The organism is Blastopirellula sp. J2-11 (genome assembly GCF_024584705.1).
GTDB lineage: Bacteria > Planctomycetota > Planctomycetia > Pirellulales > Pirellulaceae > Blastopirellula.
Genome location: NZ_CP097384.1, coordinates 1,602,144 through 1,619,105, shown reverse-complemented (window position 1 = coordinate 1,619,105; position 16,962 = coordinate 1,602,144). Strand labels below are relative to the sequence as shown.

At 57.4% G+C, this 16,962-nt stretch carries 14 protein-coding genes; 6 read left to right on the top strand and 8 right to left on the bottom strand.

Annotated elements, in window-relative coordinates:
• Window positions 1-19 precede the first annotated feature (19 nt).
• The 5 genes from M4951_RS06720 to M4951_RS06700 are packed head-to-tail and all read right to left on the bottom strand — an operon-like array spanning window position 20 to window position 3,837.
• Window positions 20-445, bottom strand: coding sequence for an ExbD/TolR family protein (locus M4951_RS06720; RefSeq protein WP_262025713.1), 426 nt, complete (start codon window positions 443-445; stop codon window positions 20-22).
• Between the two features lie 11 nt (window positions 446-456).
• Window positions 457-873 (bottom strand): ExbD/TolR family protein, encoded by a 417-nt coding sequence (locus tag M4951_RS06715; protein ID WP_262025712.1) that lies wholly within the window; start codon window positions 871-873, stop codon window positions 457-459.
• Between the two features lie 14 nt (window positions 874-887).
• Window positions 888-1,679, bottom strand: coding sequence for a MotA/TolQ/ExbB proton channel family protein (locus M4951_RS06710; protein WP_262025711.1), 792 nt, complete (start codon window positions 1,677-1,679; stop codon window positions 888-890).
• Between the two features lie 9 nt (window positions 1,680-1,688).
• Window positions 1,689-2,813, bottom strand: a complete 1,125-nt coding sequence (locus M4951_RS06705; RefSeq protein WP_262025710.1) for a hypothetical protein — start codon at window positions 2,811-2,813, stop codon at window positions 1,689-1,691.
• Window positions 2,797-3,837 (bottom strand): vWA domain-containing protein, encoded by a 1,041-nt coding sequence (locus M4951_RS06700; RefSeq protein ID WP_262025709.1) that lies wholly within the window; start codon window positions 3,835-3,837, stop codon window positions 2,797-2,799. Before M4951_RS06700 ends, M4951_RS06705 begins: the two co-directional genes overlap by 17 nt.
• Before the next feature lie 366 nt (window positions 3,838-4,203).
• On the opposite strand from M4951_RS06700, the gene M4951_RS06695 reads away from it, so the two are divergent.
• Both M4951_RS06695 and hemE read left to right on the top strand, forming a co-directional pair.
• A complete protein-coding gene (locus M4951_RS06695; protein WP_262025708.1) occupies window positions 4,204-5,868 on the top strand; it encodes an alkaline phosphatase in 1,665 nt (554 codons plus the stop codon).
• A gap of 120 nt (window positions 5,869-5,988) precedes the next feature.
• Window positions 5,989-7,917, top strand: coding sequence for a uroporphyrinogen decarboxylase (gene hemE / locus M4951_RS06690; protein ID WP_262025707.1), 1,929 nt, complete (start codon window positions 5,989-5,991; stop codon window positions 7,915-7,917).
• Between the two features lie 110 nt (window positions 7,918-8,027).
• On the opposite strand, the gene M4951_RS06685 is transcribed toward hemE, so the two are convergent.
• From M4951_RS06685 to M4951_RS06675, 3 genes are read right to left on the bottom strand one after another with little or no spacing between them, the layout of a single operon-like run.
• The gene (locus tag M4951_RS06685; RefSeq protein ID WP_262025706.1) at window positions 8,028-8,795 is read right to left on the bottom strand and encodes a WecB/TagA/CpsF family glycosyltransferase; all 768 of its coding nucleotides are present in this window, start codon (window positions 8,793-8,795) and stop codon (window positions 8,028-8,030) included.
• Window positions 8,792-10,195: an O-antigen ligase family protein gene (locus M4951_RS06680; RefSeq protein WP_262025705.1), complete on the bottom strand. Its 1,404-nt coding sequence runs from the start codon at window positions 10,193-10,195 to the stop codon at window positions 8,792-8,794. The genes M4951_RS06685 and M4951_RS06680 overlap by 4 nt, the downstream gene beginning before the upstream one ends.
• Before the next feature lie 45 nt (window positions 10,196-10,240).
• Window positions 10,241-11,722, bottom strand: a complete 1,482-nt coding sequence (locus M4951_RS06675; protein WP_262025704.1) for a hypothetical protein — start codon at window positions 11,720-11,722, stop codon at window positions 10,241-10,243.
• Between the two features lie 409 nt (window positions 11,723-12,131).
• On the opposite strand from M4951_RS06675, the gene M4951_RS06670 reads away from it, so the two are divergent.
• From M4951_RS06670 to M4951_RS06655, 4 genes are read left to right on the top strand one after another with little or no spacing between them, the layout of a single operon-like run.
• Window positions 12,132-13,241, top strand: coding sequence for a GNAT family N-acetyltransferase (locus M4951_RS06670; RefSeq protein ID WP_262025703.1), 1,110 nt, complete (start codon window positions 12,132-12,134; stop codon window positions 13,239-13,241).
• A 32-nt stretch (window positions 13,242-13,273) separates the two neighbouring features.
• Window positions 13,274-14,161, top strand: a complete 888-nt coding sequence (locus M4951_RS06665) for a polysaccharide deacetylase family protein (RefSeq protein WP_262025702.1) — start codon at window positions 13,274-13,276, stop codon at window positions 14,159-14,161.
• Window positions 14,158-15,714 (top strand): lipopolysaccharide biosynthesis protein, encoded by a 1,557-nt coding sequence (locus tag M4951_RS06660; RefSeq protein ID WP_262025701.1) that lies wholly within the window; start codon window positions 14,158-14,160, stop codon window positions 15,712-15,714. Before M4951_RS06665 ends, M4951_RS06660 begins: the two co-directional genes overlap by 4 nt.
• Entirely contained in the window at window positions 15,711-16,919 is a 1,209-nt protein-coding gene (locus M4951_RS06655) for a glycosyltransferase (RefSeq protein WP_262025700.1), read from the top strand. The genes M4951_RS06660 and M4951_RS06655 overlap by 4 nt, the downstream gene beginning before the upstream one ends.
• Window positions 16,920-16,962 lie beyond the last annotated feature (43 nt).

The following is a 16,962-nucleotide window of genomic DNA, read 5'->3' as shown; positions in this document are numbered from 1 at the left end:
GCCGGCCCATATCGCTCGTCTACTTGCTAGTAAGCGGCTGATAGCGTACTCCATGAAAACCGGCATTCTTGCATGCTTGGATCGCCGCCGAAACCATTCCATAGGGGGCTTCGTCCTGGCCGCGCACAATCGCTGGCGACGATTTGTCAGGAAACGCGATCAATACTTCTTCTAATTCATCTTGGGTCGAAAAAGTGCGGCTGCCAAGTTGAAAGCCAAAGCCGCCGTCGGTCGCCGTCACTTCAACAATCGCCGGATCAAAGTCGCTAGCTTGCGCCGCGGATGGATTGGCCGACTGCACCGCAATGTCCAATCGCCGCTCGGTAGGAGTAAAGCTCGCGGTCACGATGAAAAAGATCAACAGCAGGAACACGACGTCAATCATGCTCGTCATGTTCAAGTCGATCTTCTTGTCGCGCGTCGTGCGATGGGCGCTAAGTCTCACCTGGCGTTCCTTTATTGCGGCGTTTCGACGGCGAGTTCCACAAGCTTTACGTCAAACTGTTCAAATTGTTCCACCAATTGATTGATCGCGCGGCTTTGCGCCCCTTGATCCATCCGAACCAAGATCTTCAGCTGACGCGGGTCGCCCCCCACTTTTTCCAATTCGGCGGCGACGATTGTCGCGAGATCAGCTCGATCAACTGCTGCGCCGCCGACGGTCATCCGACCAGGACGATCAATGTTGATTGTCAATGTCGAGCGATCTTGATCCTTGTCGCCCGCTTGTTTCGGCAATTGCAATTGTTCGCGATTCGCCTGCGAGACTTGCGTCACGGTGACAAAAAAGATCAACAGCAGAAACACCACGTCGATCATCGGCGTGATGTTCATCTCGGGCAAATGACGATTTCGACTTTTACAGAGCCTCACGGCGATCGCTCCTGTTAGCGGCGACGACCGAGCGGGGTCAAAATTTGCTCCACTCGTTTGCCGGCTTCCGATACGAGCGAGTCGATCCGATTGCCGAAAAAGCTATAGGCGACCATCGCCGGAATCGCGACGACCAAGCCCAAGAGCGTTGTCACCAGCGCCTGGCCGATCGCCTCGGCTAGTTCGGCCGGCTTTGGAGCGCCGTCGGTAGCGGCGATCGTGTTGAACGCGTTGATCATGCCGAGCACGGTGCCGGTCAGTCCCAGCATCGGCGCGATTTGACCAATCAGGCCGAGGACCTCGATTTTGCGGTACAGCTGGCCGGTTTGCTCTTCGCCTGCTTCTTCGACCGCCGCTTTGTATTCGGCGAAACCAAATTCCGAACTGCGATAGCGGGTCAGGCCTGATTCGACGACATACGCCAACAAGCTGCGACTGCCGGGATGCTGACAAACTTCGATCGCTTCATCGATTTTGCCCTCTTCGACCAGGTCGCTGAGACTCGTCGCGACATCTTCCGGCATCAAAACATCTTTGCGAATCGAGAGAAAATGCTCGACGATAAAACCGACCGCAACGATCGACAAGACGCCGATCAACGCGCCGACAACACCGCCATCCATCAACGTATCCAGCAAGGTCCGCTGCGGCGTATTGTCTTCCGTCGGCGTTTCGACCGATTCTTCCACGGTCAGCGTTTCCGCCGCCGGCGAGCTGTCTTGCGCCAACAGCGTCATGCTGTAGGTTCCGACCAGTAATACGAAAGAGTACGCCAAGATGGCGCGGATTCCGATGGTGCGTCTCATGATTTTTCCTCAATGATCCTCGCCGCGATTGATTTGATCTCGCAGCCGTTGTCCGAAATACGCGCCGCTGTAGTTCGCCAAGATTTCTTTGCGTAGACTCGCCGCTTGACTAGTTTCGCCTGCTTTTTGCAGTGCGGTCATCGACTGATACAACGCGGCCGCCGATAGCTCGGGCCGCTGCGTCCCTTCCATCGCCGGAACATACATCAGATCCAGCACGCCCCGCTGGACTGCCGATTGCATCCCATCCGCCATCCGCGCTGTCCCTAACAGATAGTGGGCGATGCTTCGATTAAACGGATGCATGCCGGGCAAGCGAGCTTCGATCTGCACAATGACCTGATCGTCTTCGCCGCGGGCCAAATCTCGCAATGCCGGCGCGATCACGCGCCAGTCGGAAATCAGCGCGTTGTCGGCCCTGAGGTTTTCAAATGACTTGTCCGCCAACTGCATGTCGCCGGCCGCGATCGCCAACGAACCTACGTAGATGAACGTCGCTTGCGGCAGCGGCGTTTGCAAATCTTGGGCAGCCGCTTTGACGAGCGGCAGCGCCGACTTCGCCTCTTCGACATCAAAGAAGATCGGCTCCAGCTCTGGCGATAATCCGGTCGCCGCGTCAAAACTGAGCTTGCGTCGCCCCGGCAGTTTGCCGGTCAGCCCCGCTTTGCCGCGAAGCATTTTTAAGCTGCGAAAATAAGCTTCCAGCGCCGCGGCCGGACGGCCAGACGCTTGTCGACTCCACATGGTCGCCTGGCAAACGAGATAGGCGGTTTCGCTATTTCGCTCGGCGTAGATCGGAAACAACGCTTCCGCTTGTTCCGCCAAACCGACATAATCCCCCACGCTCAAACGTTGCCGCAAGCGAAACAGCGGCCCCCCCAGATCTTTAAGTAATTTGTCAAATTGATCCTGCTTCAGGCCGACGGTCCCCCGTTCGATCTGATCCCAACCGATGATCTCCTTGTCGTCGACGTTGACCCCATCTTCGTCCAACGACAACACTTTGACATTATTGAGTATTTCGAGATTGCGCAAGATCAACCGATCGGCGGAAACCGGTGACGCCAGCCATAATAAGAAGCAGGACGCGGCGATGATTGCTCGCATTCCGCCGCCGCTAGAATGCCTGAACATGGCGATACTCCCCTCCTGATTCGGCGGCGATTTGTCGCATCAGCGGTTCGGCGCTGCGATCCATGAAGGAAATCGCGTGGACTTTGACCCTCGGCTCGCTCATGTCGTTCAGTCGTTTCACTTCGCCCACGACATTGTCATCAAATAAACCGTCCGTCATAAAAAAGACCGCGTCCGGGCGAGGGGAAAATTTCAAAGCGATCTCAAACGCCGGCAACGGATTTGTTCCGCCGGCAGGCCCCACCGTTTTCAGCCATTCGGATAACGCATTGAAATCACGTTTTGGATGTCGCCAACCTTTTTGTGGAAAAGGAACCGCTTGCGATTGGAAGAAGATGACTTGAAATTGCGCTTCGCGCGGCAAGCTGGAGACCGTTTCGAGGATCTCCTCTTTGACGTAGTCGAGCTTGACGCCAGACATCGATCCCGAACAGTCGGCAATGATGCAAAACCTGCGCCCGGCGGCCCGCAAGCCCATGAACGACGCGCCGGCGCCGACGCCGCTTCCACCTCCGCCGATCGTCGAGAGCGAACCGATCCCTCCTCCCATCGCGCCGCTGGGAGTCAGCGCCGCAGTGTCAATCAACTCGCCGATATCGGTTGGCTCGGCGCTAGGAGGAGCAACTTCGTTCAGTAGTTCGTCGACTTCGACCGTTTCCGATACTTCGCTGGCGGCGGCGACCGTATCCAGCGTTTCGCCCCCCGAATCGTCGAGACTGACCTCTGGCATATCGCCGATCAGCACATCGACTCCATCGCCGGAAGTCGCCGATTGAAAGTTGCAAGTCACCGAGGCGAAAAGAATCAACAGCCCCGCATGTACGATGAACGAAACGAAACCGGAGATTCCGTCATTCACCCAAGAGTGAAAAAGTGAGCCCTCTTGGTGAGGTTCGTCCGGGGCCAAGGTCTCGGCTTCGGGGAGCCGCACTACTTTGTGGCAGTGAGGGCAAACGACCTCGCCTCCCAACTGGTCGGCAGTAGCTCGCAGGACGTTGCCGCAATAAAAGCAGGATAGCTGCATAAGGGTGCGGAGGGGGAAAAATGCCGCGCAAGAACGGATGGGCAGTTCGACGCAAGTCGTTGACTGTTTACGACCTTATGTTAGGGGGCCGCTCGATATCGGTCAACGATCTGGCGCACTGGAGAGACCTAGTCTACGGTTTTTTACGTAGACAATTTCCAGGAACCCAAAACCACCCCAACGGCGGACCCTGCTCCATCAGAATTCGCCAGACACCAACTCGAATCTTCATGAAATGAATGAGATTTCTTCGTTCAGAATTGACGAATCGGCCGCTAAGGCGATTCCCGGCAAAGTCTGCCCAACTATAATTTCCGGTTCCATTCCCCACCTTCCTCCCTCACATAGCCAGCCTTGGGTGTTGCTTTGAGCCGCAAACTATTCGCCGTTTTGATCTCGTTTTTGTTAGGCATGATCGCTTCGACCGCTCTGGGCGGCGATTATCTGCATCAACTTCAAGACCAAGGGATTTCGACCGGACGCAGTGACGTCGCTCACTGGGGTCCCCAAGCGGACAAATATAGTTCGTGGACATCCCATTCGAATCGTTTGATTCCGGTCTATTCTTTTGGAACCAAAGGACAGCCTGTCGGGATCGATTTGAATAGCTACACCGGCGAGAACAGCATCTACCGCAGCGAGAGCAAGTTGCGCGGCGTCTACGGCAAGCCGACCGAAGCGACGCTCAATCCGACCGCTGACTACATGGATCAAACCAACATCTTTGATCTGCAGAAAGCGGCGCTCGACGCCGGCAAAAAGAATATCTTTTTGGTCGTATTCGACGGCATGGATTGGCAATCGACGCAAGCCGCCGCCATCTGGAACACCCAAGAGATTCCCTACACCGCAGGTCGCGGGCGTGGAACTCACTTCCAAGAATACCAAGCGGATGGAACCACCCAATTCGGTTTGATGGTGACTAGCCCGTTCTGCGACGACGCCGATGTTGACGTCAACAAGCAAATCGTGAAAAACTCTGGCGGCGGACTCTTTGGCGGATACGACGTTTCTCAAGCCGGATCGGGGCCCTGGGAAAAGCCAACCGACATTCTGTACTTGATCGGCAAATCGAGCACCGAGGACGGCGTCAAACACTCGTACACGGACTCGGCCAGCAGCGCCACCAGCATGATGGGCGGCATTAAAACGTACAACGCCGCGATCGGCGTTGGCCCGCACGGCGAGCGTCCCAAGACGATCGCCCACCTCGCCCAAGAGCAAGGATATGTCGCCGGCGCGGTCACCAGCGTGCCGATCAGTCATGCGACTCCTGCTTCGGCCTACGCCTACAACGTCTCGCGCAATGATTATCAAGATATCTCGCGCGACATGCTCGGACTCCCCTCGGCAAGCAATCCCGATACGCCGCTGCGAGGACTCGACGTGGTGATCGGTTCCGGCTATGGAGTCAACGACCCGAGTGACAGAGGACAAGGCGATAACTACGTCAGCGGCAACAAGTACCTGGCCGACGATGATCTGAAGAAGGTGAACGTCAACAACGGCGGCAAGTACGTGGTCGCCACGCGCACATCCGGCGCTGATGGCAAGCAAGTGCTCGCCGCGGCGGCGGCGGAAGCCGCCAAGTCGGGGCAACGACTGCTCGGTTACTTTGGCGTCGGCGGTGGTGGCGACGCTGCTGGCCACCTTCCGTTTTGCTCCGCCGAAGGGGACTTTCATCCCGCTTTGGGCGTCTCGAAAAAGCGGATCACCTATGACGCGGCCGATCTGGCGGAAAATCCGTCGCTGGTCGACATGACCCGTGCAGCGATCGAAGTCCTCTCGAAAAACGACAAAGGCTTCTGGCTCTTGGTCGAGTCTGGCGACGTCGATTGGGCGAACCACGCCAACAATTTGGACGCTTCCATCGGTGCGGTCAACAGCGGCGACGCCGCGGTGAAAGCGATCACTGATTGGGTGGAGCAAAATAGCAACTGGAACGAATCGGTCCTGATCGTCACCGCCGACCACGGGCACTATATGTTTTTGGACAAGCCCGAACTGTTGATTCGCCCCGAAAATCGCTAGATTCTCGCCAAACGTTCGTCTCGGCCCCCCAACGACGAAATCCGGCGTTGCGCGTACAATCGAGCTTACGCGCACGCAATCGTCCGCGCCAGAGCGTCTTGACCGCGGGGAATGGAATTGATGGCAACGGTAAAAAGCAGCTTTGAACAACTTCGCGTCGCCTCGTTCGAGAGTCGTCGCGGAGCGGAGATGGCCTCGCTGATCGAGAAGTTCGGCGGCCAGGCCTTCGTCAGTCCTTCCATGCGCGAAGTGCCGCTCGACGAAAACCGGGACGCGATCGACTTCGCCAACCATGTCATCACCGGCCAAATTGACGCGGTGATCTTTATGACTGGGGTCGGCTTTCAACATCTGATGAAAGCCGTTGAACGTCACGTCGATCGCCAACAATTCCTCAACGCCCTCTCCGATATCCCAACCATTGTTCGCGGTCCCAAGCCGTTAGCCGCGATGAAAGCGGAAGGGCTGACGCCTGGCATCCGCGTGCCGGAACCCAACACTTGGCGCGAACTGCTGCAAACGCTCGACGTCGAGTTCCCAATCGCCAATCTCAAAATTGGGCTGCAAGAGTATGGGGTCCCCAACCCCAGCCTGATCGCCGGACTAGAAGCGCGCGGCGCCGAAGTGATTCAGCTGCATGTTTACGACTGGGATTTGCCGCTCGATACGCAGCCGCTAGCGAAGAATCTTGAGCGGATCATTCGCGGCGACATCGATGTCGCGATGTTCACCTCGGCCAATCAATTGACGCATCTGCTCAAGCTGGCCGAGCAACAGCGCCGCAAAGAAGAACTAATGGCGGCGCTGCGCACGGTCGTGATCGCTTCGGTTGGGCCGACGATGAGCGAGCGGCTGCGTGAAAATGGCCTGCCGGTCGATGTCGAACCGGTTCATCCGAAGATGGGTCCGCTGGTCGCCGCCGCGGCCGAAAAATCACACGACATTCTCGTTCGCAAAAAACAAGTGAGAGCCGTTTTGTCCGCCAGCACGCCCAACATCGATCCCCGCACCGCCAAGTGGTACAACAGCCCTTTCATGAAAGCGTGTCGTCGCGAACCGACCGACGTGACGCCGATCTGGATGATGCGTCAGGCCGGTCGCTACATGGCCGAGTACCGCGAAGTGCGGGCCAAAACGACCTTCCTAGAGCTCTGCAAAAATCCGCAGTTGTGCAGCGAAGTGATGTGCACCGCCGTCACGAAACTGGGAGTCGACGCGGCGATTATCTTTTCGGATCTGCTGCCGATACTAGAGCCGATGGGGCTCGATCTCGAATACGCACAAGGCGAAGGCCCAGTCATCCATAACCCGGTTCGCGAGAGCGCCGACGTCGATCGCGTGTTGGAGCTCGAAAGCGCCGAGTCGCTCCACTACGTGATGGAAACCGTTCGCCAAACCCGGGCCGACATGCCAGAACATATTCCGGTGATCGGCTTCGCCGGCGCTCCTTTCACGCTGGCCAGTTACGCGATCGAAGGGGGCGCGAGTCGCACCTATCTGCATACCAAAACCCTCATGTATCGCGATCCCGACGCTTGGCGAGCGCTGATGGAACGTTTGGTCCGCGCGATCACTGTTTACCTCAACGCCCAGATCGCCGCCGGCGCCCAGTGCGTGCAAATTTTCGACTCCTGGGCAGGCTGCCTGTCGCCGGCCGACTATCGCCGCTACTTGTTACCCCACATGAAAGAGATCATCGGCGGCATTACGCCGGGTACGCCGATCATCAACTTCGCCACCGGCAATCCGGCTTTGTTGCCGTTGTTGGCCGAAGCAGGCCCGGCCGTTGTCGGCGTCGATTGGCGCATCGGCCTAGCGGACGCGTGGAACACGATCGGAGAGAACTTCGCCGTGCAAGGGAACCTTGATCCGGTCACGCTGTTGGCCGATCCGATTGAAATTCGCCGCCGCGCCAAAGAGGTGCTGGATCAAGCAGCCGGTCGACCAGGCCACATCTTCAATCTCGGTCACGGCATCCTGCAACAAACTCCGGTCGATAACGCGATTGCGCTGGTCGACATGGTGCATGAGATGAGCTCAAAGAAGTAAGGCAGGCCGTGCCTGCCGACCTTCAACTAGACAGGGCGACACCACACATAGCGGATACAGCGCTCTTAGCGCGTCGTTTTGATGGATGACCGCATTCGGCTACGAAGAAATTACGTCGCGCCTACTTGCAACCACTCGCGCCAAACGAGCGTCGGAAAGACAACCGCGTCGCGAACGTAACGTTTCACCAGACGGCGTGGATCGACCAACATGCGATGGAGCCATTCAAGCCCGCTCTGTTGCATCCAGCGTGGCGCACGTTGTTTCTCGCCGGCGAGAAAGTCAATCGTCGCTCCGGCGCAGATCGCCGCTTTGGTCTGTAATCTTCCTCGGTGTCGCGCGATCCACAGCTCTTGCTTTGGCGCGCCGAGCCCGATGATCAGCAGTTGCGGCGTTGCGGCGTTGATCATCTCGATGATACGATCGTTTTCGGCTTCGTCATATTCAAAGCCCAGCGGCGGACTATAAACGCCGCTGACCGTAACGTTGGGCCAACGTTGCTCAATATTTTCCGCAGCTCGCTGTCCTACTCCGGCGGCGGCGCCGAGCAGAAAGACCGATAGCGGTTTTGTTTCGGTCGCGGCCGAAAACATCGCCGGAACCAGATCGGATCCTGTCACCCGTTCCGGCAACGGTTGCCGTAACAGTCGCGACGCCCAGACCACCGGCCATCCATCCGCTAACACCCACCGCGCATGTTCATACGCCGCTTGAAGCTGCGGATTTCCTTGCAAGAGGACCGCGTGATCGACATTGGGCGTGACGACATACTCAGTCGTCGCATTGGGCGAATCAATCTGTCGCCAGATCTGGCGAACCGCTTCGGTCATACGCAACGCATCAATCTCGACGCCAAACAACTTCACGCGCTGGTTCATGTCGCTCTTCTTTCGTAAGCCGTCGTCACCGGTTGTTGTCGACTGGCCGCCCTGGCGAGGCGGGGTTCCGCAGCGACAACCGGATCGAATTGTTGTTTGATTCCCATCGCCATTCCGGCGACGCAGAAGATCAGCAGATGATCAATCGGCGTATAGGTAATTTCATGCCCAAACATCTGCATCCACGAAATCACAATCACGCCGAGAAACAGCACGCCGAGCGATTTCGCCCAAGGGGGTTCTTCACGCTGGGCCAATCGCCAAGCGTCGCGCGTCCAGTAGTAATACATCGCCAGGAAGGGAATGAACCCGACGATCCCCAAATCGACCAGAATGCTAAGAAACGTGTTATGGTGGTCGTAGTCTCGAATCGATTCGAGAATCAGATCAACTTTGCGATCTCCCAGGTAGTCAAGCTTCGCCTCTTTGAACTGCGTAAAGCCATGTCCCACGATGGGGCTGTCCAGAAACATCTGCCAAGACACGTAGGCGAAACTGGCCCGCATGCTGACCGAGTTTCGCGTGTCTTGCACGGTCCCTTCACGCTTCAGCCCAATGATGCCGTCCATCTTGGTCAGTCCGCCCAATAGCGCCGCTGCGAAAAGCCCGCCGATCACGATCGTGCGAGCGCGGCCTTGCAACGTGAGCCAGAGGACCACCAGCAAGCTGCCGCCGGCGCCAAGCCAAACGGTTCGCGTTTTGGTGAAGAAGACCGCCGCCAAAAAGACGGGGAGCAACAGATAGAGCGCCGTGCGCCACTTGGCGCTGACGTGATCTCGCAAAATCCAAACCGCCAACAAGCAGGTCGAGAGATAGACGCCGTAGCTGACCGATTGCACCATCGGGCCACGAGCGCGGCCAAAATGGAGCCCAATCTTGGGATCGGCGATGTAACGCGGGAATAGAAAGCTGTATTGCCCCAATCCCTCCAGCACGCCGGTCGCCGCCAGATAAAGGCCGAAGACTACCAGGAAGATCAAAATGTGACGCACCGAACGCTCGGTGTAATCCAAGTTTCGCGCGATCACATACAGCGTGAGCGGAATCAGATAGCCATTCAGAAAGTGCTGAATGACTAACGACTCTCCTCCCCACGGCAAAAAACAGCTATTGATAAAGATGACCGCCATCAGCGCGGCGATCACATAGTCAATCGTCATCCAAGAGCGGAGTTGCACTTTGCCCAGCTTCCACTGCACGACAAACGCGCCGATCAGGCCGATCAGCGCCAGACGATCGAGCGACAGATTAATGCCGGCTTTGAACTCAAAAAAGAGAACGCCAAACGTCGACGTTGCGACCAGCAGCGCCATACAACCATGCAGCAGCGATCCCCGGATCATCCATATGGTTCCCCATAGGAGGCCGGCAAGCGCCAAGATGGCGTAGATGATGGTCATGAAACGTTCAGTGTGAGTGGGGCCAACAACGCGGGCCGCGCAGCTCTAGCGCGTGCTCGTTTGCGACGCTCGTTTGGCGAGATGGATCAAAGCGTCGGTGAAAGATAGTTTGCGGACAGGCTGCGGGCTCGATTCATTCTTCACTCCATTGATCGAGCCATTGGCCGCAAGTTCGACTTGTTCCGGTTCTTCCAAATGTGCAGGATTGACAGTTAGAAAGACCAGCCCCAATCCACAGGCCAAACCGCCCAGCAGTCCGGCGGCGACGATCACTTTGCGACTCGGGCCGATTGGGTAGTCGCTTACTTCAGGCAATCCGACCCGCGTGAGCAAACTGGTCGCATGAGCCGCAGCCAGCGAAGAACGAGCGTCGGCCAGATTGCGCTGCACTTCGGCCAAGGTTTCACTACGCTGACGGACTTCGCTCTCGAGGTTCCCATACGAAGCGCGAACTTCGGCCAGGTGAACCATGCGACTGCGGACTTCGTCGCGTTGTTTCGTATATCCCTCAATGCGTTGCTGCAGCACGCTTCGTTCCGCTTTCATGCCGCGTACGGCGATCGCGATTTCTCGGAAGAGATGTTCGCGTACTTCTTCCTCGGCTTGGAGCGCGGATTGTACGGCCGGATGATCCGCCGTGCGCGTTCCTTGCAATTGGGCCGTGCGTAACTGTGCGTCGACCAAGCCATCTTTCAAACGCCGGAGTGCCGGTTGCGAATCGAGCAGACTATTGGGAGTCGCGAGCAATTCTTGCGGGTTTTCCGCCGCCGTTTCTAGCAGCGAGAGCAGTTGATCGTTTGACTGTTGTTGATCGCGTGTGCCGCGAAGTTCGGCTTCGACTTGAACGAATTGCTGGCGTAAATTACCATCTCCAGAGCCCGATTCGTTCAAAATGCGGAGTTCGGCCAGATCGCTGCCGACGTCTCCTTCCAGCTTCGAGAGTTTCTTGGTCGCGCTGCTCAACACGTCGGCCGCCAGGCGTTCGCTTTCTTCCAACTCGGCGACAACGCTGCTCGCTTTGTGGTCGCGCACTTGCTCGAGTTGCATGTCCAACTCGTTACACAACGTCGTGGCGAACATCGCGGCTCGCTCTTGCGATTCCGCTTCAACATGAATCGAGAAAATTTCTGTCGTGCCAAACTCGGTGCCAGAAGGAGAACTGACCGAGATGTAGTCGCGATAGGCGGCGATGTCATCCGCAGACGGCCACTCTTTCTTTGCCATCCCCCACCAACCGGAAGGCGGAGGGCCGATCTTCTCGAGCGTATGGGTAACGACTTCTCGCGACCGAGCGATCGTTTGGATCGTCTCTTGCGCGGTTTTCATATCTTCAGGCCGTGCGAAGGCGCCGGGACGATCGAGCCCGCCGATCGAAATTTCGCGCAGTACAAGGGTCTGCGTCGCCGACCACATCTTCGGCTTCAAGAGAGCAAAACCGACCGCCGCGATGGTGATGACGGCGGTCGGTATGATCCAGCGGTAACGGTGGGATACGAGAACGGCGAGGATTTTGGGAAGGTCAATCATGGCGGATAGCCGGCGGGAAAAAATCACGATACAGGAGCGACCCCGACGCAGCCTTACTTGGCGGCGTCTTGGTCAACTCCAACCCAGTTCGTGCCAAAGTGATATTGCAGCCAGCGTGCCGAAAGGAACAGACCGGACGGACCAGAACATGCCTAAACCGTTACACACCAGCGACTTACCACTAAAAAATCCGCGCGGAACAGGCGTGCCGCCCGCAAATCTGCGTTGCCTTTTCGCCACGTGATGATTCCGCGAAACGACCGTGTTGCGTTTCGGCATCATGCCGTGACCGCCATTTTGCGAATTTGATTTGCATTTAGGTCGCCATGGCGAATTGTTGTATATCTGCACGGCGTTTCCGAAATAGAACGACGCCTTGACGATAAGCCCCACCCCGCTTGGAATTGGCATGCGCGTCGAACGCTTTACTACATTGACGGACCTCACCTCTGGTGCGATTGATTGGTCGCCGCTGGTCCGTGGAGTTCCGTTTCGTCGTCCCCAGTGGCTGACGCCGTGGTGCGAAAGTTATGCGCCCAGCGAACTCTATCTACTGGCCGCCTATGACGGCGACCGCTTTGCCGGTCTGCTGCCTCTTTACCGCACGCGCTCAGCCGCCAAAGGCATAACGCTACGTCTGATCGGCGATGGCGAAGTTTGCACCGACTACTGCAGCGTGTTGGCGACGCCAGATGACCTGCCGGCGGTTTGCACCGCGTTCGCCCAATGGTTGACCGCCGCGGCGACTTCGCCGACCGACAACTGGGATCTGCTGGAACTGGAAAACATCGCCGCTGATGACGAAGGCTTCGCATTACTGCGCAGCAGTCTGGAAACCGACGAGAACCTGTTGCACCAGCGCGAAGCGCTGCAATGCTGGCGTTTGGAACTTCCCGACAGCCAAGAAGCGTACGAGGCTTCGCAGTCCAAATCGCATCGCAAGCAAATCCGCCGCTTTTTCAAACGGACCCTCGATACGGATCGCGCCCAACTGCACGTCTGTAGCCAACTGGCCGAAATGCCGAAGGCGATGGAAGTCTTGATCGATTTGCACACGCGACGTCGCCGCAGTCTAGGACAGCCTGGCTGCTTCGCATCACCGCAGTTTGATCGATTTTTGCGAGATGCGACGGCTGAGATGATCTCGATCGGCAAATGCGAAATCTTATGGCTCGACCTCGATGATGCGCCGATCGCCGCCGAAATTCATTTTCTGGGCGAAGGTATTCCGTTCGCCTACCAGGCAGGAGTCGATCCCGAACGACTGACCGAAGACCCCGGCAGCTTGATGCAGGCGGCCATCATTCGCCGCGCGATCGAGCAAGGAAATACGGCGATTGATTTCTTACGCGGCGATGAACCTTACAAAGCTCACTGGCGAGCGACTCCACGACGGTGCATTCACTTGCGTGCGACGCCCAATCGGGCGAGCGCCAAGATGCGGCATGGTCTGTGGCTGGCCGGTCAGGAAGTAAAAAACTGGGTAAAAAGTGGGCTCAACATATCCGCGGCCGAATAAATCGGTCGTGATGATTAACCTCCAAAAGTGCTATGACTACTTGGCGAGAACGACTAATCGATCTCTACTACGGCGCGACGTGGCTTTGGCGACGTCGTTGGAACCGGCTGCGATCTCGCGTCGGTTTGTCGCCGGTGATGATCTTGTTCTACCATCGCGTCGCCGATGACAACCCCAGCAGTTGGACGATCTCCAATCGTGGCTTTGAAGAGCAAATCAACTGGATCGGCGCCAACTTTGAATTTGTCTCGCTGGAAGAAGCGCAGCGGCGAATCCAATTACGCTACAATCCGCGCCCTGCAGTCGCGATCACCTTTGACGACGGATACGCCGAGAACTGCGAACAAGCGCTGCCGCTGTTGATCAAACGCAAGATCCCATTCACCTACTTTGTCAGCACCGGCAACATCCTGACGGGAAAACCGTTTCCCCATGAGGCGAACGCCAAGTTTCAGGCGCCGGTCAACACGCTGGAGCAAATTAGGAACCTGGCCGCAGCGGGAGTCGAAATCGGCGCCCATACGCGCTATCACGCCGACCTGGGTTCGATCGATAACGAAGCGCAATTGCATGACGAAGTCGTCTCGGCGACGCGTGATCTGGCCGCAGCCGTAGGAAAGCCGATCCGCTTCTTTGCGTTTCCCTATGGCTTGCCCAATAATCTGAACGACCGTGCGTTTGAAATGTGTCGTGAAGAAGGAATGCTGGCCGTTTGCTCTGCTTACGGCGGCTACAATCTGCCGGGGGACGACCCATTCCATCTGCAACGCATTCATGGCGATCCGCAACTGGCGCGACTGCGTAACTGGCTCACGATAGATCCACGCAAGCTTTCGGTACCGCGCTATACGCCGGAAACGATGGTCGAAAAACATGCTGCTCCAAGTGATGCCGAAGAGGCGACGGGAGTAATGGCATGAGCGCCGGCGCTACTTCCGCTTCCAATTCGGTATCCACCGCCAAGCAGACGACGATCTCGGCCACTCCGCTTGCCGAAAGTCTCGTGCTGCTGGCCGTACTTACGGTCGTACAGCGTCTTGTTGGTTTCGTGCGTGGCGTCCTTTTTTGTCGCTGGCTCTCGCCAGAGCAACTGGGGCAGTGGGATTTGCTGTTCGGCTTTTTAATGCTGGCCGGTCCGCTGGTTGTCTTGGGCGTACCAGGAACCTTCGGTCGCTACGTCGAGTATTACAATCAACGTCAGCAGCTACGCACCTTTTTGAAACGAACCGGCATCGTCTCGCTGGTGCTGGCGATCATCGGCTGCGTTTCGTTGGTCATCTGGAATCGTGAAGCGGCTCAGATGCTGTTCAACGAGACAACGTCGTACAACACGATTGTCGCCGCGGCGATCACGTTGGCGGCGGTTGTCGGCTTCAACTACCTGATTGAACTGTTCATCGGCATGCGTCAGATGCGCGTCGTGTCGATCTTGCAGTTTGTAAACAGTCTGATTTTCGCTGTCGTCGGACTTGGTTTAATCCAGTTCTGGGAAGCGACGTCGATGGCGGTGATCCTTTCGTATGGGATCGCCTGCGCCGTGACGTTCGTGCTCGGCGGGTTCTTCTTGCTCAGCAAATATCACTTGCTCCCCAGCGAAACCGAAATCTCGACCAATCGCGAATTTTGGGCGAAGCTGGCTCCGTTCGCGGCCTGGATGTGGGTCGCGAATCTGCTGTCGAATTTGTTCCTGGTGGTTGATCGTTACATGATCGTCCACTTCGGCGGTTTTTCGCCAGAGCAAGCGGCGGCGGAAGTCGCCAACTATCACAGTAGCCGGGTCGTCCCTTGGCTGATGGCTTCGGTCGCCGGCCTGGTGATCGGCGTGTTGTTGCCGCATCTTTCGGCCGATTGGGAAGCAGGCCGACGACGCGAAGTGGGCGAAAGTTCCAATCTGATCGTCAAGCTTGGCTCCCTGGTTTTTACCGGCGGCGGCGTGGTGATCCTGTTTGCGGCGCCTTGGCTGTTTTCCGTCGTCTTCAACGGCAAGTATGACGGCGGTTTGGCGGTGCTACCGTGGACGGTCGCCTCTTGCGCCTGGAGCAGCATCGGCGGTTTGACATTGCTGTACCTCTACTGCGCCGAGAAAGCGGAGCATGTCAGCCTTCTGTACGCCGTCGGATTGGCCTTCAATATCTGCTTGAACTTTTTGCTGTTGCCGCGGTTGGGACTGGAAGGCGCCGTCCTGGCGACCGCCGTCTCAAACGGAATCACCTTTTGCGTCGGACTCAGCCTTTGCAAACGGTTAGGCATGGAAGTCGACTCGTCGACATGGATGGCGGTCCTGCTGCCGATGACATTGGGCTTTGGCCTGCTGATCGCAGCGCCGATCTGGATCGTCTGCGTCTGGCAAGCCTGGCTCGGCCATACGATTTTGTCGAACAACGAAAAACAACAGATCGTGGATGGAATCGCGATGCTCCGCAAACGTTATGTCAGCGGCGACAAGACCGCTAGTCGAGGAGATGCGTCATGAGCCGCTACGTCCGCAAACCGCTCCACCGTCGCGGCCCGCTGCGCGTGATGTTTATCACCACCAGCATGCCGGTTGGCGGCGCCGAAACGTTGTTGGTCAACCTGATTCGCCGACTGGATCGAACTCGCTTTTCGCCCGAGTTGTGCTGCACCAAAGAGCGCGGCCCACTGGGAGAAGAACTAAGCCTCGAGATCCCTACCTTTGAACATTTGCTGAGCGGCAAGTACGATCTGCGGGTCTTGCCGCGGATGATTGAGCTCTTTCGTTTTCGTCAGATCGACGCGATCGTCACGGTCGGCGCAGGCGACAAAATGTTTTGGGGGCGCCTGGCCGCTTACTTGGCCGGCGTGCCGGTGATCGCTTCGGCGATCCATTCGACCGGGTGGCCCGATTCGATCAATTGGCTCAATCGTCGTTTGACCGGCGTCACCGATCGTTTTATCGGAGTTGCGGATCCTCACGGCAAACATCTGGTCGAAGTCGAAGGCTTTCCGCCCGCCAAAGTGGTCGTCATTCGCAACGGTATCGATACCGCTCGCTTCCGACCTCACGTCGAAGCGCGGCGCAAATTGCGCCGCGAGTTGCAAATCACCGAGACCGCTCCTGTTTGCGGCATCGTCGCGGCGCTGCGTCCCGAAAAAGATCATCGCTTGTTCGTGACGGCGGCGGCGAAAGTTTTGGAAACGGCGCCGGAAGCTCGTTTTTTGATCGTCGGCGATGGTCCCGAGCGCCCCGCGATCGAAGCGAAATGTCGCGAGTTAAACGTTGAGCGTCAAGTGATTCTAACCGGCAGCCGAAGCGATATCCCCGAGCTGTTGGCCGCCTGCGATCTGTTTGCGCTCACCTCGAAAAACGAAGCAAGTCCCGTTTCGATCCTCGAAGCGATGTCGGTCGAACTGCCGATCGTCGCTCCGCGTGTCGGCAGCATTCCGCAAGCGGTTGACGAAGGCGCCAACGGCCTGCTTTACCCGGCCAGCGACCTGGCGGCCGTCACCGCAGCGCTGCAGCAGTTGCTTTTGGATCCCACTCGAATGCGGCAAATGGGGAAGTCAGCGCGTGACAAAGCGATCCGCTACGGCTCTCTGGAAACGATGGTCGACGGCTACGAATCACTGATCGAGTCGGTTTATGCGGCGAAATACCCGGAATCCGCAGCAATGAGCTCTCGCTCTGGATATGCCGAAATACCTGCATCTACTGCGTAACCTCCCTCAATTACAGACCTTACGCCGGGCGAGCGGACTATCG